The sequence below is a fragment of the Pseudomonas sp. GD03944 genome (assembly GCF_029839275.1).
Lineage (GTDB): Bacteria > Pseudomonadota > Gammaproteobacteria > Pseudomonadales > Pseudomonadaceae > Aquipseudomonas.
This window is the reverse complement of sequence record NZ_JAOCAH010000001.1, coordinates 91822-109949: the sequence shown is the minus strand read 5'-3', so window position 1 is coordinate 109949 and position 18128 is coordinate 91822. Positions and strand designations below refer to the sequence as shown.

General features: G+C 65.7%; 15 protein-coding genes. 5 read left to right on the top strand and 10 right to left on the bottom strand.

Going from position 1 to position 18128, the window contains the following annotated elements; all coding sequences use genetic code 11:
- Nucleotides 1-8 precede the first annotated feature (8 nt).
- From N5C28_RS00555 to N5C28_RS00535, 5 genes are all read left to right on the top strand, one after another.
- Nucleotides 9-1004, top strand: a complete 996-nt coding sequence (locus N5C28_RS00555) for a zinc transporter ZntB (RefSeq protein ID WP_279818867.1) — start codon at nucleotides 9-11, stop codon at nucleotides 1002-1004.
- Nucleotides 1005-1058: 54 nt separating this feature from the next.
- Entirely contained in the window at nucleotides 1059-1304 is a 246-nt protein-coding gene (locus N5C28_RS00550) for a CrfX protein (protein WP_279818866.1), read from the top strand.
- A gap of 1 nt (nucleotide 1305) precedes the next feature.
- Nucleotides 1306-2130, top strand: a complete 825-nt coding sequence (locus tag N5C28_RS00545) for a mechanosensitive ion channel domain-containing protein (protein WP_279818863.1) — start codon at nucleotides 1306-1308, stop codon at nucleotides 2128-2130.
- A 91-nt stretch (nucleotides 2131-2221) separates the two neighbouring features.
- A complete protein-coding gene (gene sigX, locus N5C28_RS00540) occupies nucleotides 2222-2812 on the top strand; it encodes an RNA polymerase sigma factor SigX (RefSeq protein WP_279818860.1) in 591 nt (196 codons plus the stop codon).
- 108 nt (nucleotides 2813-2920) lie between these two features.
- Nucleotides 2921-3901 (top strand): OmpA family protein, encoded by a 981-nt coding sequence (locus tag N5C28_RS00535; protein WP_279818859.1) that lies wholly within the window; start codon nucleotides 2921-2923, stop codon nucleotides 3899-3901.
- 564 nt (nucleotides 3902-4465) lie between these two features.
- On the opposite strand, the gene cobA is transcribed toward N5C28_RS00535, so the two are convergent.
- The 10 genes from cobA to N5C28_RS00485 form a co-directional block, all read right to left on the bottom strand.
- On the bottom strand, nucleotides 4466-5203 hold the full coding sequence (cobA, locus tag N5C28_RS00530) for a uroporphyrinogen-III C-methyltransferase (RefSeq protein WP_279818857.1): 738 nt from the start codon (nucleotides 5201-5203) through the stop codon (nucleotides 4466-4468).
- 34 nt (nucleotides 5204-5237) lie between these two features.
- On the bottom strand, nucleotides 5238-7955 hold the full coding sequence (locus N5C28_RS00525) for a nitrate reductase (RefSeq protein WP_279818855.1): 2718 nt from the start codon (nucleotides 7953-7955) through the stop codon (nucleotides 5238-5240).
- 86 nt (nucleotides 7956-8041) lie between these two features.
- Entirely contained in the window at nucleotides 8042-8359 is a 318-nt protein-coding gene (nirD, locus tag N5C28_RS00520; RefSeq protein ID WP_279818853.1) for a nitrite reductase small subunit NirD, read from the bottom strand.
- A complete protein-coding gene (gene nirB, locus N5C28_RS00515) occupies nucleotides 8356-10812 on the bottom strand; it encodes a nitrite reductase large subunit NirB (RefSeq protein WP_279818852.1) in 2457 nt (818 codons plus the stop codon). Before nirB ends, nirD begins: the two co-directional genes overlap by 4 nt.
- 330 nt (nucleotides 10813-11142) lie before the next feature.
- On the bottom strand, nucleotides 11143-12810 hold the full coding sequence (locus N5C28_RS00510; RefSeq protein ID WP_279818851.1) for a bifunctional protein-serine/threonine kinase/phosphatase: 1668 nt from the start codon (nucleotides 12808-12810) through the stop codon (nucleotides 11143-11145).
- 3 nt (nucleotides 12811-12813) lie between these two features.
- Nucleotides 12814-14025 (bottom strand): NarK/NasA family nitrate transporter, encoded by a 1212-nt coding sequence (locus N5C28_RS00505; RefSeq protein WP_279818847.1) that lies wholly within the window; start codon nucleotides 14023-14025, stop codon nucleotides 12814-12816.
- 469 nt (nucleotides 14026-14494) lie between these two features.
- Complete coding sequence (locus tag N5C28_RS00500) at nucleotides 14495-14662, bottom strand: hypothetical protein (RefSeq protein ID WP_279818844.1); 168 nt, start codon at nucleotides 14660-14662, stop codon at nucleotides 14495-14497.
- A gap of 112 nt (nucleotides 14663-14774) precedes the next feature.
- Nucleotides 14775-15227: a thioesterase family protein gene (locus N5C28_RS00495; protein ID WP_279818841.1), complete on the bottom strand. Its 453-nt coding sequence runs from the start codon at nucleotides 15225-15227 to the stop codon at nucleotides 14775-14777.
- 67 nt (nucleotides 15228-15294) lie between these two features.
- Complete coding sequence (locus N5C28_RS00490) at nucleotides 15295-16188, bottom strand: hypothetical protein (RefSeq protein WP_279818838.1); 894 nt, start codon at nucleotides 16186-16188, stop codon at nucleotides 15295-15297.
- Between the two features lie 92 nt (nucleotides 16189-16280).
- Entirely contained in the window at nucleotides 16281-18128 is a 1848-nt protein-coding gene (locus tag N5C28_RS00485; protein ID WP_279818835.1) for a sulfatase-like hydrolase/transferase, read from the bottom strand.

Here is an 18128-nt window from a genome sequence, read left to right as displayed (position 1 = left end):
GAGTGAGGATGCAGCAACACGACACCGCGCAGTATGGGCTGGTGCACGCGTTCGTCCTGGATGGCCAGGGCGGGGCGCGCGTCATCTCGGCCGAGCAACTGGCCGACCTGCACCTGGGCGAAGAGGAAAGCCTCTGGCTGCACTGGGACCGGGGCCACGCCAATACCCAGCGCTGGCTGCGCGAGGACAGCGGCCTGAGCCATTTCGCCGGTGGCCTGCTGCTGGAGGAAAACACCCGTCCGCGCATGCTGCCGCTGGCCGAGCAGGCGCTGTTGCTGTTCCTGCGCGGGGTCAACCTCAACCCCGGCGCCGAACCCGAGGACATGGTGTCGCTGCGCATCTACGCCGATGCCCGCCGGGTGATCTCCCTGCGTCTGCGGCCCCTGCGGGCCACCGAAGAGCTGATTGCCGACCTGATGATGGGCAACGGCCCGAAAACCTCGTCCGAGCTGATCCTCAGCCTGGCCAACTACCTGACGGACAAGGTCGACGCCCTGGTGACCCAACTGTCGGAGCAGGTCGACGAGATGGAGGAGCTGTTCGACCGCGACGCACGCTCGTCGATCGACCACGGCAGCCTGATGCACATGCGTCGGCGTGCGGCCAGCCTGCGGCGGTTCCTGGCGCCCCAGCGCGATATCTACGCGCAACTGGCCCGCAACCACCAGCCCTGGTTCGTCGACGACGACACCGATTACTGGAACGAACTGCACAACCGCCTGACCCGTTACCTCGAAGAGCTGGACCTGAGTCGCGAGCGGGTCAACCTGGTGCTGGAGGCCGAAAACCGGCGCATGGACGAGCGGATGAACCGCACCATGTACCGTTTCGGTGTGATTACCGGGATTTTCCTGCCGATGAGCTTTCTCACCGGCCTGCTGGGCATCAACGTCGGTGGGATTCCCGGGTCGGACAGCGACTACGGCTTTCTCATCGCCTGCCTGCTCATCGGGGTCGTGGCCCTGGGGCAGCTGTGGCTGTTTCGTCGCTTGCGCTGGGTCTGATGTGACTCGTCGAATGCACTTTTTATCTAAACGACACATCCTGTGAGGTGCGTCATGCACGATCCATTCGAAGAATCCCTGCGTGATCTGCTCAAGTCGCCGTCGTCCAGCCATGACGACGATGCCTGCCTGCATCGCGTACTCAAGACCGCCAACCGCCAGGTCGGCGCGGGTGACCTGTTCGCCCTGATGGGGCACTGGGTAGGCGCCCTGATGATCGCCCTGAACAACGGTTCGTCCCACGTGGCGCCAGTCTCGCGCCGCACGACTTCTGCTCGCTCTACTGACAAGGCTGACTGAAATGGAACTCGACCCCTGGACCCAAAGCCTGATCAGCGCAATGACCGCGCTGTGGACCAAGGTTGCCGGCTTCATCCCTAACCTGTTCGTGGCGCTGATCCTGGTGCTGCTCGGCTTCGTCGTGGCCAAGCTGCTCGACACGCTGCTCTCCAAGCTGCTCGGCAAGCTCGGCCTGGACCGCCTGATGGCCGGTACCGGCCTGACCAAGCTGCTGAGCCGCGCCGGCATCCAGGTGCCGGTGTCGACCCTGATCGGCAAGATCATCTACTGGTTCGTGCTGCTGATCTTCCTGGTCTCGGCCGCCGAGTCCCTGGGGCTGGAGCGGGTATCCGCCACCCTGGACGTGCTGGCCCTGTACCTGCCCAAGGTCTTCGGCGCCGCCCTGGTGCTGGTGGCCGGCGTGCTGCTGGCCCACCTGGTCAGCGGCCTGGTGCGCGGCGCCGCCGAAGGCGTCGGGCTGGACTATGCGAACGGCCTGGGGCGCATTGCCCAGGGCCTGGTTATCATCATCAGCATCTCCGTGGCCATCGGCCAGCTGGAGGTCAAGACCGACCTGCTCAACAACGTCATCGCCATCGTCCTGATTTCCGTCGGGCTGGCCGTGGCGCTGGCCCTGGGGCTGGGCAGCCGGGAAATCGCCGGGCAGATCCTGGCGGGGATTTACGTGCGGGAGTTGTACCAAGTCGGGCAACAAGTACAGGTCGGTGAGGTCGAAGGGCAGATCGAGGAAATTGGCACGGTCAAGACTATCCTGTTAACCGAAGCGGGTGAGTTGGTCTCGGTGGCCAACCGGACGCTGCTCGAACAACGGGTAAGCAGCCGCTAACACGCCAATCCCTGCTAATGTATGCCGCCGCCCAACAGCCTGATCCGTCAGGCGGTGGCGGCTTTCGTCCTGACTGTCGGCCCGACCCGTTTTGAATACAACCCAATCGTTGTCTATGCGTTACGACCCCCGCGCGCTCTCGGACGAGGAGCTGGTGGCGCGCGCGCATGACGAGTTGTTTCACATTACGCGTGCGTATGAAGAGTTGATGCGCCGCTACCAACGCACATTATTTAACGTATGTGCGCGATATTTAGGGAACGATCGTGACGCCGACGATGTCTGTCAGGAAGTCATGTTGAAAGTTCTTTACGGTCTGAAGAACTTCGAAGGCAAGTCGAAGTTCAAGACATGGCTCTATAGCATCACCTACAACGAGTGCATTACCCAGTACCGCAAGGAGCGACGCAAACGTCGCCTGATGGATGCACTCAGCTTGGACCCGCTCGAGGAGGCCTCGGAAGAAAAGGCGCCGAAAGCGGAGGAACGAGGAGGATTGGATCGCTGGCTCGTGCACGTCAATCCGATCGACAGGGAGATTCTGGTACTGCGCTTTGTCGCGGAGCTGGAGTTCCAGGAGATCGCCGACATCATGCACATGGGGCTCAGCGCCACGAAAATGCGCTACAAGCGCGCATTGGACCGATTACGAGAGAAGTTTGCCGGCGTTACCGAAAGTTAGTTCGGGGCAGACCGTCTCTTACGTAAGGACAGGTTGTTAAAACTTGTCACTGTATTGCGTGTCTACCTGCACGCAGCACAATCAATCACCAAGATGGGGATTTAACGGATGAAATTGAAAAACACCTTAGGCGTAGTCATTGGCTCTCTTGTCGCTGCTTCCTCCATGAGCGTGCTGGCTCAAGGCCAAGGCGCAGTCGAGGTGGAAGGCTTCGCCAATCGCTACTTCACTGACTCCCAGCGTGGCTACGACGACGACCAGGGCAACCTGTTCGGCGCTTCGATTGGTTACTTCCTGACCGACGATGTCGAGCTGGTTCTCGGCTACGGCGAGTACCACGACATCCGCGGCGAGGAGTCGCTGGGTAACAAGGACATCAAAGGCAGCCAGACTGACCTGAAGGCCCTGTACCACTTCGGTACCCCTGGCGCTGGCCTGCGTCCGTACGTCTCCGGTGGCTTCGCTCACCAGAGCATCAGCAACACCACTTCCGGTGGTCGTAACCACTCGACACTGGCTACCGCCGGTGCCGGTGCGAAGTACTACTTCACCGAAAACTTCTACACCCGCGTAGGTGTGGACGCGCTGTACAACATCGACCAGGGTGACACCGAATGGCAAGCCGGCGTGGGTGTCGGTCTGAACTTCGGCGGCGGTTCCAAGCCTGCTCCGGCTCCGGTCGTAGCAGCTGCTCCTGAGCCGATGCCTGAGCCGGTTCCGGCTGAAGAGCCTGCCCAGGTCGTTCGCGTCGAGCTGGACGTTAAGTTCGACTTCGACAAGGCCCAGGTCAAAGAAGAAAGCTACGGCGACATCAAGAGCCTGGCTGACTTCATGAAGCAGTACCCGCAAACCACCACCACTGTTGAAGGCCACACCGACTCCGTCGGTACTGACGCCTACAACCAGAAGCTGTCCGAGCGTCGTGCAAACGCTGTTCGTGACGTTCTGGTCAACCAGTACGGTGTTGAAGGTGACCGCGTCAACGCAGCTGGCTACGGCGAGAGCCGTCCGGTTGCCGACAACGCCACCGACTCCGGCCGCGCCGTTAACCGTCGCGTAGAAGCCGAAGTAGAAGCCCAAGCCCAGTAATTGGCCTTGGCTTCACGAAAAACCCGGCCTCGGCCGGGTTTTTCTTTGCCTGTGAAAAAGCGGCGTGGTGCTGGCTGGATGCGATCCCTTTGTAGGAGCGGGCTCGCCCGCGAGCTTTTTCCTGCAGGCACCCCCGATTTCACAGTTCCCGTAGGGTGGATGACGCTTTATCCATCCACCGTGCGTGGTCAACCGGTGGTGGATGAAAAGAGCGTCATCCACCCTACGTGTCGCCTGTATTCGTAGGATGGGTTGAGCAACGCGATACCCCTCAGCGCCTTGGGTGACGCGGAGCGTCACGGGATGCATGCCCACGCGGAGCGTGGGAACGATCAGAAGGCAAAGAGCTCCGCCGTTCCCGTAGGGTGGATGACGCTTTATCCATCCACCGTGCATGGCCAACCGATGGTGGATGAAACGAGCATCATTCACCCTACGTGCTTCTCAGACCTTCAGCGAGGCCGCGTCGACCCTGTCATTCGCCGCGGGGCGCGGCTCCCACAGGCGCACAGGTGGCCTCGGTTTGTAGGAGCCCCGCCCCGGGGCGAAGCTTTTGCCGCGTGTTCAGGCGCTGATGGCCATTGCCTGGGTCTGCGCGGCTGCCGCCACGTCGCCGATCACCAGGATCGCCGGGCTTTTCAGTTCGAAGGCCTGGGCGGCCTGTTGCATGTCGGCCAGGGTGCTGCGGCATTCTCGCTGGTGGGGCAGGGAGGCGTTTTCGATCATCGCCACCGGCATGTCGGCGCGCATGCCGCCGGCCAGCAGGCTTTCGCGGATTTCCGGCAGCTTGGCCACGCCCATGTACACCACCAGCGTGGTGCCGCCCTGGGCCAGGGCTTGCCAGTTCAGGCTGCTGTCATCCTGGGTATGGGCCGTCACCAGAGTCACGCCACGGGCCACACCGCGCAGGGTCAGGGGGATACCGCATTGGGTCGCGCCCGCCAGTCCGGCGGTGATGCCGTTGACGATTTCCACGGCGATGCCGTGTTCGCCCAGCCAGTCGGCTTCTTCGCTGCCACGGCCGAAAATGCATGGGTCGCCGCCTTTCAGGCGCACCACGCACTTGCCCTGGCGCGCGTAGCGCAGCATCAGGCGGTGGATGAAGGCCTGGGGCGTCGAGCGGCAGCCGCCGCGCTTGCCCACCGGCACCACGCGGGCGCCGGTACAGTGTTCCAGCACCGCTGGGTTGACCAGGTCATCGATCATCACGATATCGGCCTGGTTCAGCGCCTTGACCGCCTTGAGAGTCAGCAATTCGGGATCGCCAGGGCCTGCGCCTACCAGCCAGACTTTGCCATTCATGGTGTTACCTCCAGTCTGTTCCCTTGGGGGAATCTCAGGCGCTCACAGCCAGCGGCCGGGTGGCCAGCAGGCGTTTGATTTCCGGCACGCAGGAGCCGCAGCTCGTGCCGCATTTGAGTTCGTCTTTCAGCCCGTTCAGGTCGAGCCCGCGGTCGATGCCGGCGCAGACCGCGCCTTCGCTGACGTTCAGGCAGTTGCACAGGGTCTTGCCGCGTGGCGAGGCGCCGGCATTGCCCGGTGGCGTCGCCAGTGGCGCGAGCAACCAGCGGCGCAGGTCGGCATCGGCCTTGCCGTCCTGCCACAGGCCTTTCAGCCATTCCCGGGCGGCGGTTTCCCCGGCCAGGCGGATACTGACGATGCGACCGTCTTCGATGCGCACCCGCTTGCCGACCCTGCGCCGCGGGTCGTCGTAGGCCAGCACCGGGCCGGCATCCACCGCCAGCAGGGCGTCGATGCGTGCCAGCAGCTCGGCTTCCGGGGCCACGGCACTGGCGGCGCGAATCAACAGGGCCGGGCGCTCCCGACCGGTGAGGGTGAAGCTGGCGTAGGCAAAATCCTCGAACAGCGGGCGAAGGGCACTGAGCCGGCGCTGCACATCGCCTTCGACCAGGGCGAACAGGTGCCAGGGCAGTTCCACGGCACTGACCTCGATACCGGCGTGCTTCAGCTCCGGCTGCTTGGACAGTGAGTCGAAGGCCGGCAGGGTCAACACGTTGGTGCCCAGGCCCTTGAGGAAGCGGTTGCCCCAGTGCATCGGCAGGTAGGCCTGGCCGGAACGGATGGCGTCGTCGGCCTGCACCGGCAGGATCAGGCTGCCGCGGCGGCTGCGCACCTTGACCAGGTCACCGGCCTGCAGGCGCCGCCGGCGCATTTCGTCCGGGTGCAGGCTGAGCACCGCTTCCGGGGCGTGACCGAACAGGCGCGCGGCGGTGCCGGTGCGGCTCATGCCGTGCCACTGGTCGCGCAGGCGGCCGGTGTTGAGGGTCAGGGGGAAGCGCGCCTCGCGTTTCTCCTTGGGCGCACGGTACGGATCCGCATGGAAGCGCGCCCGGCCGCTCTCGGTGGGGAATATCCCGTCGCCGTACAGGCGCGGTGTGCCCTGGGTGGCGCCGGCCGGGAACGGCCATTGCTGGGGACCTTGGCGGTCGAGGAGCGCGTAGCTGATACCCGAGAGGTCCAGGTCGCGATCGCGGGTCAGGTGTTTGTACTCCTCGAACAGCGCTTCGCTGTTGTCGAAGGCGAACAGGCTGGGCAGGCCGGGGCGGAGCAGGGTTTCCAGGCGACGGGCGAAATCGGTGGTGATCGCCCAGTCCGGCCGCGCCTCTGCGGGCGCTGGCACGGCGCGGCGCACATGGCTGATGCGGCGCTCTGAGTTGGTCACGCTGCCTTCCTTCTCGCCCCAGCTGGCGGCGGGCAGCAGCAGGTCGGCGAACTGGCAGGTCTCGGTGGTGAAAAAGGCTTCCTGGACCACCACGAACGGGCAGTTGGCCAGGGCTTCGTGGACCTTGCCCTGGTCAGGCAGCGACTGGGCCGGGTTGGTGCAGGCGATCCACAGGGCCTTGATTTTTCCGGCATGGACGGCGTCGAACAGCTCGATGGCGCTCAGGCCGTGGGTGTCCGGCAGGGACTCCACGCCCCAGTAACGCGCCACTTCGGCGCGGTGCTCGGCATTGCCGGCCTCGCGGTGGCCGGGCAGCAGGTTGCTCAGGCTGCCGGTTTCGCGGCCGCCCATGGCGTTCGGCTGGCCGGTGAGGGAGAAGGGGCCGGCACCGGGTTTGCCGATCTGTCCGGTGGCCAGGTGCAGGTTGATCAGCGCGCTGTTCTTGGCGGAGCCGGCGCTGGACTGGTTGAGGCCCATGCACCACAGCGAGAGAAAACTCGGCGCCTTGCCGATCATCTCGGCGCAGGCCTGCAGCTGCTCCAGGGAGATGCCGCAGATATCCGCCACGTTGCCGGGCGTGTAGTCGCGCACCAGGCTCTTCAGCGCGTCGAAGCCTTCGGTGTGCTGTTCGATGTAGGTGCGGTCGATCCAGCCTTCCCACAGCAGAATGTGCAGGATGCCGTGAAACAGCGCCACGTCGGTACCCGGTAGGATCGCCAGGTGCAGGTCGGCCAGGTCGCAGGTGTCGGTGCGCCGTGGGTCGATGACGATCACCTGCATCTGCGGGCGGCGCGCCTTGGCTTCTTCCAGGCGGCGGAACAGCACCGGGTGGGCATAGGCCATGTTGCTGCCGGCGATCAGTAGGCAGTCGCTCTGTTCGATGTCTTCGTAGTTGCACGGCGGCGCGTCGGCGCCGAGGCTGCGCTTGTAGCCGACCACGGCGGAGGACATGCACAGGCGCGAATTGCTGTCGATGTTATTGGTGCCGACCAGGGCACGGGCCAGCTTGTTGAAGGCGTAGTAGTCCTCGGTCAGCAGTTGCCCCGAGATGTAGAAGGCCACGCTGTCCGGGCCGTGCTCGCGGATGGTCTCGGCAAACATGCTGGCGGCGTGGTCCAGGGCGCTGTCCCAGTCGCTGCGGGCGCGGGCCAGGCCCTTGCCCAGGCGCAGCTCGGGGTACAGGCCGCGGGCGTCGAGGTCGCCGGTCAGGTGCAGGGTCGAACCCTTGCTGCACAGCTTGCCGAAGTTGGCTGGATGGTCGGGGTCGCCGGTCACGCCGAGAATCCGCTCGCCGTCGTGCTCGATCAGCACGCCGCAGCCGACGCCACAGTAACAGCAGGTGGAGGCGGTGACTTGAGTAGGGCTGGCCATGTTCGCAATTCCTGGCGGAGGCGGGGAAGGAGTGGGAGGGGCTTTAGCCGCGACAGTCGCCGCTGAAGCCCCTCCCACCGGACGGACTAGTTGCGTGGTGCGAGGGTCAGCAGCACGCGGCCGTTCTCGACCTTGGCCGGGTGGCGGTGGGCGCAGCCCACGTCCGGCGCCACGGCTTCGCCGCTGTCCAGGTCGATCTGCCAGTTGTGCAGCGGGCAGGACACCCGCTTGCCGTAGATCAGCCCCTGGGACAGTGGGCCGCCCTTGTGCGGGCAGCGGTCGTCGAGGGCGAATACGTCGTCGTCACTGGTGCGGAAGATGGCGATGTCGCCCTTGGGCCCGGCGACGATGCGCGAACCCAGCGGGTTGATCTCGTCCAGGGCGCAGATATCCAGCCAGCTCATACGGTTGCCTCCTCGAGTTGCACCAGGTTGATGCGGTCGAACTCTTTCTTCAGTTGCGGGGTTTCGATGCGCTCTTTCCACGGGTCCTGCTCGAACGACAGGGAGAACTGCAGCCGGGCGTTGAGCGCCTTGCGATTCTCCGCGTCTTCGAGCACGGCTTTCTTGATGTGGGCCATGCCGACGCGCTGCAGGTAGTGCACCGTGCGTTCCAGGTAGAAGGCTTCCTCGCGGTACAGCTGCAGGAAGGCGCCGTTGTATTCGCGCACTTCCTCGGCGGTCTTGACCTTGACGAAGAACTCCGCGACCTCGGTCTTGATCCCGCCGTTGCCGCCGATGTACATCTCGAAACCGGAGTCCACGCCGATGATACCGACGTCCTTGATGCCGGCCTCGGAGCAGTTGCGCGGACAGCCGGAGACCGCCAGCTTGACCTTGTGCGGCGACCACATGTTGAACAGGTCGTGCTCCAGGTCGATGCCCAGTTGGGTCGAGTTCTGCGTGCCGAAGCGGCAGAACTCGCTGCCCACGCAGGTCTTCACGGTGCGGATGGATTTGCCGTAGGCGTGGCCGGACGGCATGTCCAGCTCCTTCCACACCGCCGGCAGGTCTTCCTTGCGGATGCCCAGCAGGTCGATGCGCTGGCCGCCGGTGACCTTGACCATCGGCACGTTGTACTTGTCGGCGACGTCGGCGATGCGGCGCAGCTCGGACGGGTTGGTCACGCCGCCCCACATGCGTGGCACCACCGAGTAGGTGCCGTCCTTCTGGATGTTGGCGTGGGCGCGTTCGTTGATCAGGCGCGACTGCGGGTCGTCCTTGGCTTCGCCCGGCCAGGTGGAAATCAGGTAGTAGTTCAGCGCCGGACGGCAGGTGGCGCAGCCGTTGGGCGTGGTCCAGTTGAGGAAGGCCATGGTCTGCGCCAGGCTGGTCAGGTGCTCCTCGCGGATCGCCTTGCGGATCTGCCCGTGGTTGAGGTCGCTGCAGCCGCAGATGGCTTTCTCGCTCTTGGGCTTCACGTCCGCCGCGCCGCCCACGGTGCTGATCAGGATCTGCTCCACCAGGCCGGTGCAGGAGCCGCAGGAACTGGCGGCCTTGGTGTGCTTCTTCACGTCGTCGATGGAGAACAGGCCGTTTTCCTGGATGGCCTTGACGATGGTGCCCTTGCACACGCCGTTGCAGCCGCAGACTTCCATGCTGTCGGGCATGTTGGCGGTCTTGTCGGCGCCCTGGTGGCCGACGTCGCCGATGGCGTTCTCGCCGAACATCAGGTGGTCGCGGATCTCGCTGACGTTGTAGTTCTCGCGGATCTGCCGGAAGTACCAGCCGCCATCGGCGGTGTCGCCGTACAGGCAGGCGCCGACCAGCACGTCGTCCCTGATCACCAGCTTCTTGTACACGCCGCCGATGGGGTCGGAGAGGGTGATGGTCTCGGTGCCTTCGGCGCCCATGAATTCGCCGGCGGAGAACAGGTCGATGCCGGTGACCTTGAGCTTGGTGGAGGTCACCGAGCCCTGGTAGCGCGAGTAGCCGAGCTGGGCCAGGTGGTTGGCGCAGACCTTGGCCTGCTCGAACAGCGGTGCCACCAGGCCGTAGGCGATGCCGCGGTGGCTGGCGCATTCGCCGATGGCGTAGACGCGTGGGTCGTAGGTCTGCAGGGTGTCGTTGACCAGGATGCCGCGGTTGCAGGCGATGCCGGCCTTTTCCGCCAGCTCGCTGTTGGGGCGGATACCAGCGGCCATCACTACCAGGTCGGCGGGGATCACGTCGCCGTCCTTGAACTTCACCGCGCAGACCCGGCCGTCGCCGTTGTCCAGCAGTTCGGCGGTGTGCTTGGGCAGCAGGAACTTCAGGCCACGGTCTTCCAGGGATTTCTGCAGCAGCTCGCCAGCGGTGCGGTCGAGCTGGCGCTCCAGCAGCCAGTCGCCGATGTGCACCACGGTCACGTCCATGCCGCGCAGCTTCAGGCCGTTGGCGGCCTCCAGGCCGAGCAGGCCGCCGCCGATGACCACCGCGTGTTTATGGGTCTTGGCGGTGTCCATCATCATCTGGGTGTCGGCGATGTCGCGGTAGCCGATCACGCCGGCCAGGTCCTTGCCCGGGATCGGCAGGATGAACGGCAGGGAGCCGGTGGCGATCAGCAGGCGGTCGTACTCGGCTTCGCTGCCGTCGTCGGCGATCACCCGGCGGTTTTTGCGGTCGATCTCGACCACCTTGCGCCCGAGCAGCAGCTTGATGTCGTTTTCCGCGTACCAGTTGAGGTCGTTGAGCACGATCTCGTCGAAGGTCTGCTCGCCGGCCAGCACCGGCGAGAGCAGGATGCGGTTGTAGTTCGGGTGCGGTTCGGCACCGAACACGGTGATGTCGTAGAGGTCCGGGGCCAGCTTGAGCAGCTCTTCCAGGGTGCGTACCCCGGCCATGCCGTTACCGATCATTACCAGCTTGAGTTTTTTCATGCCGGTTATCTCCTGCCTGTGAATCACGGAAAAAAACAAAAAAGGCGTCCCGCCAGTTGCCTAGCGAGGACGCCTTTGTCCAAGTCCCGTTCTGTCGGGAAGTGCAGCCGTCTTCGTTGAAGGCTGCGCTTTATGAAGTTGTGCTCAAGGCAATGCAGAGGCTGTGCCAAGTCGCTCCAGCCCCGGTTTATCAGCCCTTACGCCTTGCGCCGACGCCTGATGGCAGACGGCGCTGCACCGTTGCGATGCCTGAAGCGCCGCTTTGGTGCGCCGCTGTCGCCGTAGCCTGGGTTGAGCGAAGCGATACCCAGGGCGCTGCGGTCGAGCCGTTCAACTGACCAGCACCACCAGCAGCACCAGGTTGATCGCCAGGGACACCAGCGCCACCCCGCGCCAGACCTTCAGCGGCTCGCGTTCCAGCAGCGGGCGCGGGCGGCTGTTGAGCGACTGGCGCTCACCCTGTTCCAGGGCCAGCAGCCATTCCTCGGCGGTCTCGAAGCGCTGGGCCGGGTCGGCGGCAACGGCGCGGGACAGGGTTTCGTCCAGCCAGGCCGGCAGGTCGGGGCGGTAGCGGCTGGCCGGGGTCGGGTTGGCGAAACGGGGCTTCTGAAAGGCCTCGATCTCGCCGTAGGGGTAGTGCCCGGTGAGCAGGTGGTACAGCGTCACTCCGGCGGCGTACAGGTCCAGGCCGGTGCTCGGCGCCGCGCCGCTGAAGGCTTCCGGGGCGATGTAGCTGGGGGTGCCGGGCAGGTCGTGGTCGCCATCGCGGGACAGGCCGGGGCAGTAGGCCAGGCCGAAATCCAGCACGCGCAGCTCGCCGTCGTCGCCCCACAGCAGGTTCTCCGGCTTGATGTCGCGGTGCAGGATATTGCGCCGGTGCAGCAGGCCCAGGGCCTTGAGCAGGCGCGGGGCGATGTCCTGCCACTCCGCCAGGTTCATCGGGCCGTTCAGGCGCAGGTGCTCGTCCAAGGTCTGGCCCGGGTACTCGCGTTGCACGTAATACAGGTGCTGGCGCTGGGGCACGGCATGCACCTGGGCGAAGTGGCGGCCGGCCACCCGGCGCAGGAACCATTCCTCCTGCAGCAGCGCCGGGCCGGCCTGCGGGTCATCCAGACGGCTCTGCGGCAGGGTTTTCAGCAGCCAGCGATTGGCCTGGGCGTCGCGCACCCGGTACACCAGTGACTGGCGTGACGAGGCCAGCAACTGCTCCACCTGCCAGCCTTCGAACGCCTGGCCGTCCCGCAATCTGGGCGGGATAGGCCGCTGGTCCAGCTGCGCCAGGGTGTCGGCCAAGTCGCCTTCGGGGAGCTGATCGACCTGCAGCAGCAGGGCGCTGGCGTTGTCCTGGCTGCCGGCCAGGTGCGCGGCCCGCACCAAGGCCTGGCAGGCGCCGTTCAGGTCCTGTTCGTCGTGCAGGATATGGCGGATGGCGTTGTCACCGAGTGCCGCCCAGACCCCATCGCTGACCAGCAGGAAGCGCTCCTGCTCGCGCAGCTCGCCGTCCAGGTAATCCACCACCAGGTGCTGGTCCAGGCCCAGGGCACGCTTGAGCACGTGCTGCATGCCCGGCTGTTCCCAGACGTGGTCCTCGCTGATGCGCTCCAGTTCGCCCTGGTGCCAGCGGTACGCCCGGCAATCGCCGACATGCGCCAGGGTGAAGCGCCGGCCGCGCAGGACCAGGGCGCTGAGGGTGGTCAACAGCGGCTGGCCGCCACCATTGGCCTGCAACCAGCGGTTATGCGCCACCAGCAGGCGGTCCAGGGATTGCGCCACGGCCCAGGTTTCCGGCGTGGCGTAGTAATCCAGGGCCAGCGCCTGCAGGGTGGCCCGCGCCGCCAGCCCGCCGTCGGCGCACTGGCTCACGCCGTCGGCGAGAGCGAACAGGTAGCCCTTGCTCGCCGCCAGGGCCGGGGTGGGCGTGACCACGCGGATGGCGTCCTGGTTTTCTTCCCGGGGGCCGGTGGCGCTGGCTTCGGCCACGCTCAGGCGCAGGGTCATCGATCAGACCCGCGCCGCCGTGACTGCCGCGCTGCCCCAGGTGGTGCGCCAGCGCAGCTTCACGCCGTACAGGCCGACCCAGGCCAGCACGCCGAGGCTGGCGAACAGCCACAGGCCGAGCTGGTAATCACCGGTGTGCTGCTTGATCGCGCCAAGGCCCGCCGCCAGGAAGAAGCCGCCGATCCCGCCGGCCATGCCGATCAGCCCGGTCATCACGCCGATTTCCTTGCGAAAGCGCTGCGGCACTAGCTGGAACACCGCGCCGTTGCCGGCGCCCAGACCGAGCATCGCCGCGACGAAGAAGCCCAGTGCCGCGTAGGCGTTGGGCAGGTTGAAGCCGACGACGGCGATGCACAGCGAGGCCACGGTGTACATCATCAGCAGCGAGCGGATGCCGCCGATGCGGTCCGCCAGGGCGCCGCCCAAGGGGCGCATCAGGCTGCCGGCGCAGACGCAGGCGGCGGTGTAATAGCCGGCGGTCACCGGGTTGAGGCCGTACTGGTCGCTGAAATAGCCGGGCAGCGCACTGGCCAGGCCGACGAAACCGCCGAAGGTCACGCTGTAGAAGAACATGAACCACCAGCTGTCGCGGTCGCCCAGGGCCTTGAGGTAATCGGCCAGGGCCTTGGGTTTGGGGCGCGACGGGGCGTTCTTGGCCAGCACGGCGAACGCCAGCAGGGTGAACAGCAGAGGGATCAGCGCCCAGCCGAACACGTTCTGCCAGCCGAACAGCGCCGCCAAACCGGGGGCGAAGATCGCCGCCAGCACGGTGCCGGAGTTGCCGGCCCCGGCGATGCCCATGGCCTTGCCCTGGTGCTCCGGCGGGTACCACTGCGACGCCAGGGGCAGGGCGACGGCAAAGGCGGCACCGGCAAAACCCAGGAACACTCCAAGCAACAGCGCGTGCTCGTAGGTGCGGATGCCGATCTGCCAGGCGGCGAACAGCGAGCAGATGACGATGACCTGGCCGATCAGGCCGGCGCTCTTGGGTGACAGGCGATCGGCCAGGAAACCCATCAACAGGCGCAATACGGCGCCGGCGAGGATCGGCGTGGCCACCATCAGGCCGCGTTGTTGCGCGGTCAGTCCCAGGTCGGTGGCGATCTGCACGGCCAGCGGGCCGAGCACGTACCAGACCATGAAGCTCAGGTCGAAATAGAGAAAGGCGGCGAACAGCGTCGGGGTGTGGCCGGACTTCCAGAAGCTTGTATTCATCGAGCACCTCATCAGCAAAAAAGGGTCCCGGTGGGAGGCGGCTCGCCCTGATCGTGGGCAGGACGGCCGTCTCCCGCCGGGGAGGCCTGGCGCTTGTGGCGCCGGGCCCTGCGGCCTGGGCCACAGCGGGGGTCGAGAGCATTGCAGGTGCATCGCTGGATCGCAGACGACGGACCGGCCCCGGGCGGTGGGGCAAAACGAAAAAACGCCGCGGCACCGCTTGCCCGCAGGCAAGGGTGGCGCGACGTCTTTGTCGTGGGTGCAGTAGCCGCCGTTGGCTACCTGTAGCGATGACAAAGCAAGAGCTGAGCCAAGGCGCAGCAGGGCCGCTTGGCGGGCGTTCGAGGGGCTGGCAGAGAAGGCGGGGTGGCGCACAACGGAGCAGTCGCGCCAGTCGCTGCGCCTAAATGGGGCGCAGAGCGGGGTGGTGATGCTGTCCCGCCTGGCGTGGGAGGCGGGTGACGCAGGTCTAGCGGCTCTGTCGAACCGGGCAGGTGGCGGTGTGCGAACTGGTCACGCTCGGCGCGCATTCGCTGCGTTCGACGGCCTGGGTCGGTACCGGGAGGGTGAGCAAGGCGAGGGCGAGGACATTGGTCAACAGCCCAGCCTGGCGGGTGTGGTTGCGCAATACGGACATGATCGATCCCTGCTTTTATTGTTGTGCCCTAAGGCGTAGCAGACGATGGCCGCTCTGTCACGCCAGCCGGGCCTTTGAGCAGGATTTTCGATGCATCGAGCGTGCCGCTTCGCTAGGCCGGGAGCCAGTTGACCTGGGGAAACTTGCCGCTGAAGGCCGCGGGCATCTCGGTGACCTGGCGTTGCCGGTAGTCGAAGAACACGAAACCGGACTTGGCCATGGCCACCAGGGTGTTGTCCGCCGGGCGGGTGATACGAAAGATGATGTCGCCGCCGTAGCGGTTGAAGTCCATGACTCCGACCTCGAACAGCAACTGGTCGCGGGCGTGGGCTTCGGCGCGGTAGGTGGTGGCCAGGTCGGTGACGATGATGCCGGTGCTGGCGCCCTGCGCCTGGTGTTCGCCGATGCCGAATTCGTGCATGAAGCGCGCGCGGGCCTCGGAAATCATCGAGATCATCGAATCGTTGCCCAGGTGGTTGGAGGCGTTGATATCGGTCACCCGCACCGTGAGGTGGGTGCTGTAGCAGAACGCGGAATCCGGGAATTCGAGTTTCAGGCGGGCCATGACGGTTCCTCTGGGATTGGGGCGGGCGTGATTCTAAGCGCAGCAATGGCCAGAGGGCGAACCCGCCTCAATAGCTGGCGTCGTCGTAGTCAACGGGTGTCCAGTGTTCGCCGTCTTCGGTGTAGGCCAGGTGCCGGTGGCCCACGGACCACAGCACACCGTCGCCTGCGGTCAGAAACGACGCGGAGCCCAGCCCGGTGGTACCGATGTCCGCTCTTTTCAGGGTACCGGCGGCCCAGCGGTAAACGCCTGTGGAAGATGCCACGAACAGCATGCCCTTGAAGGTCTGTACACCCCACAGGTCATCGTGGACCTCCTCGAGTGCGATGACCTCCCAGTGTGCGCCGCGACCACACAGCAGGGTGCCGCCCTGGCCGACTATGTAGACGCGACCGTCTTCACTGCAGTGCATGCGCTGCAGGGCTACTGAGGACGGGCTCTGCAGTGCCTGCCAGTGCTGGCCGTCGAACGCCCAGAGTGCGCCGTCCATACCGGTGGCGTACAACTCGTTGGCGGAGAAGCCGTCGATGGAGTCGAAGCTGTTGATACCGTCGCGGTTGCCGATGGCCTCGGCAATGGACTGCCAGCTGCCATCAGCGTGACGGCGATAGGCCTGGCGCTGCATGCCGACCGCGTAATGGCTGCCTGAGATCAGCCGCATATCCCGCAACGGCCCCAGGCGGCCCGGCCCGACGATCGTCTCGGTGCGCCGCTCGGCGCCTTGGAACACATGAATGTCGCCCTCCAGCCCCATGGACAGGACCGAGAGCGGTGTGCCCGTCGCACTGAGGGCTGTGGTGGCCCAATCGATCATGAAATGGGCGAACGCGCCGTTCTTCCAGCGCAACACCTTGGTGTGATCGACACCCTGCGCATTCAGCGCCGTGACCTGGGCGCTGATGAACACCAGGTCGCGACGGACGATGCTGCAGTGGAGAAAGGTGACCGCTCCGTTGTTCATCTCGACGCCCTGTCGCTCCTGTCAGCCAGGGGCGGATTCTACGCACTGGACGGCCGCTTCGACGCGAACGGCTGCCCACTTACCGATTTGCCTCAGTGGGCAAGGAAGCGGCGCAGGCTCTGCAGTTCGCTCTGGATCAGCGGCATGCTGCGTTGCAGCACGGCCGCCGGGTCGAGCAGGGGCCGATCATTGGCCTGGCTGGCCTGCATGCCGGAGAATTTGCCGCTGGAGAACGGCAGCACGATCTTGCTCTGTTCGCTGATGAAGGCCAGGCGGTCCCAGTCCCCGGCGATCAGCAGGCGGTTGGCGGTCGGGGCGAACAGGCTCTGGCCGATGCTGTAGTCGTGGCTTGGGTTCTGAACCCCGAGCAGCGGCAGCAACGTGGGCAGCAAGTCGACATGGCTGGTGGCGAGGATTTCGCGGTGGGCGTCGCGGCCAGGAATCCACAGCACCAGCGGCACCTTGAGCTGCTCGTCGACGAACGCCGAGTTGTGGCCCCAACGGCCTTTCTCCATGAACTCTTCGCCGTGGTCGCCGGTGATCACGATCAGCGTCTCGTCCAGCAGGCCCTGGGCTTCCAGGTGGCGGGTGACGCGGGCGATCTGACCGTCGAGGTGGTGCACGGCGTTCTGGTAGCGCTTGTAGATGCCGTCGATGTCGCGCTCTAGGTCCATGCTGGCGTAGCTGAAGTCCGGCAGGTAGTCCGGCTCGATCACCGACTCCGGCGGGAAGGTGTAGTTGGCGTGGGGTGACTCGAAGAACATGAAGGTCATGAACGGCTTGTCCGCTGCGCGCTGGTCGATGAACTGCAGCAGGTCGTCGATGTTCTTGCGGTCGCGCTGCCAGGGTTCGGCCTGGTCGTAGGACTGCATCTGCTCCGGCGGGACCTTGACGAACAGGGTCTTGTCGAACTCGGGGTAGGTGAACTTGGCGCTGGTGAACAGCTTCATCTGGTACTGCTGCTGTTGCAGCACGTCGATCAGCGGGCTGCCGACCCGGGCGTCCAGCACCGGGAACCACAGGTTTGCCGGCAGCCCGTAGAACTGGCTGAACATGCCGATGCGCGTGCCGTTGCCGCCGGAAAAGTGGTTGTCGAAGCGTGTGGCGCGCTCGGCGAAGGCACTGGTCTGCGGCATCACCCGTGGGTTGAGGGCGTCGGCCCGCCAGGACTCGGCCACCAGCCAGACCACGTTCAGCGGCTTCGCGGGGGCGTCGATACGCAGCGGCGCCTGGGGGTAGGCCAGTTGGCCCTCCAGGGCAGTGCTTTGTACTTCCATGCGCTGCGGGCGCTCCAGGCCGAGCTGGTATTCGAGGAAGCGGCGCATGGTCAGCGGCTGGTAGAACGGCATGCGCTGGGCGGTTTCCAGCAGCGGGCTGTAGCCGTAGAAGTGGCTCACGCCGTAGCTCACGCGCTCGCCGACAGTGGCCAGAAGGAACAGCGGCAGCACCCACAGCAGGCGCGGCGAGGGCAGGCGCGGCAGGTAGTGACCGACGAGTGAGGCCGCGACCCGCAGGGCCGCCTGGCCGGCGACGATGCCCACGGCGATCAGGGTGAAACCGAGCTGGCTCGATTCGGACGACCCCAAGGCTTCGACGCCGCCCGGGGTGGTGAGGATGTTCCAGACGAAGCCGTTGAGGTGGAAGCCGTACAGCGTCCACAGCAGGCCGTCGGCGTAGATCAGCAGCTGCAGGGCACTGGCCAGCAGGACCTGCAGGGTGCCGGTGACGATGCCGGGCAGCAGCGGGATGCACAGGCGCGTCAGCAGCCACAGCGGGGCGATGAACAGCAGGGCGTAGCTGCCGATCAGCACGCCCTGGTAGAGCGCCAGGCCGGCGCTGGCCGGCCCGTCGAACGACTGGCCGAGGTGCAGGGCCGTGGCCACCCAGGTGAACAGCCAGAACAGGGCGTGATTGCGGCGGGAGGGGGTGGTTGGCGACAT

Excerpts from the sequence above, each read along its gene's own strand:
- N5C28_RS00555 (WP_279818867.1), top strand. The coding sequence starts at position 9 with ATGCAGCAACACGACACCGCGCAGTATGGGCTGGTGCACGCGTTCGTC.
- N5C28_RS00550 (WP_279818866.1), top strand. The coding sequence starts at position 1,059 with ATGCACGATCCATTCGAAGAATCCCTGCGTGATCTGCTCAAGTCGCCG.
- N5C28_RS00545 (WP_279818863.1), top strand. The coding sequence starts at position 1,306 with ATGGAACTCGACCCCTGGACCCAAAGCCTGATCAGCGCAATGACCGCG.
- N5C28_RS00535 (WP_279818859.1), top strand. The coding sequence starts at position 2,921 with ATGAAATTGAAAAACACCTTAGGCGTAGTCATTGGCTCTCTTGTCGCT.
- cobA (WP_279818857.1), bottom strand. The coding sequence starts at position 5,203 with ATGAATGGCAAAGTCTGGCTGGTAGGCGCAGGCCCTGGCGATCCCGAA.
- N5C28_RS00525 (WP_279818855.1), bottom strand. The coding sequence starts at position 7,955 with ATGGCCAGCCCTACTCAAGTCACCGCCTCCACCTGCTGTTACTGTGGC.
- nirD (WP_279818853.1), bottom strand. The coding sequence starts at position 8,359 with ATGAGCTGGCTGGATATCTGCGCCCTGGACGAGATCAACCCGCTGGGT.
- nirB (WP_279818852.1), bottom strand. The coding sequence starts at position 10,812 with ATGAAAAAACTCAAGCTGGTAATGATCGGTAACGGCATGGCCGGGGTA.
- N5C28_RS00510 (WP_279818851.1), bottom strand. The coding sequence starts at position 12,810 with ATGACCCTGCGCCTGAGCGTGGCCGAAGCCAGCGCCACCGGCCCCCGG.
- N5C28_RS00505 (WP_279818847.1), bottom strand. The coding sequence starts at position 14,025 with ATGAATACAAGCTTCTGGAAGTCCGGCCACACCCCGACGCTGTTCGCC.
- N5C28_RS00500 (WP_279818844.1), bottom strand. The coding sequence starts at position 14,662 with ATGTCCGTATTGCGCAACCACACCCGCCAGGCTGGGCTGTTGACCAAT.
- N5C28_RS00495 (WP_279818841.1), bottom strand. The coding sequence starts at position 15,227 with ATGGCCCGCCTGAAACTCGAATTCCCGGATTCCGCGTTCTGCTACAGC.
- N5C28_RS00490 (WP_279818838.1), bottom strand. The coding sequence starts at position 16,188 with ATGAACAACGGAGCGGTCACCTTTCTCCACTGCAGCATCGTCCGTCGC.
- N5C28_RS00485 (WP_279818835.1), bottom strand. The coding sequence starts at position 18,128 with ATGTCGCCAACCACCCCCTCCCGCCGCAATCACGCCCTGTTCTGGCTG.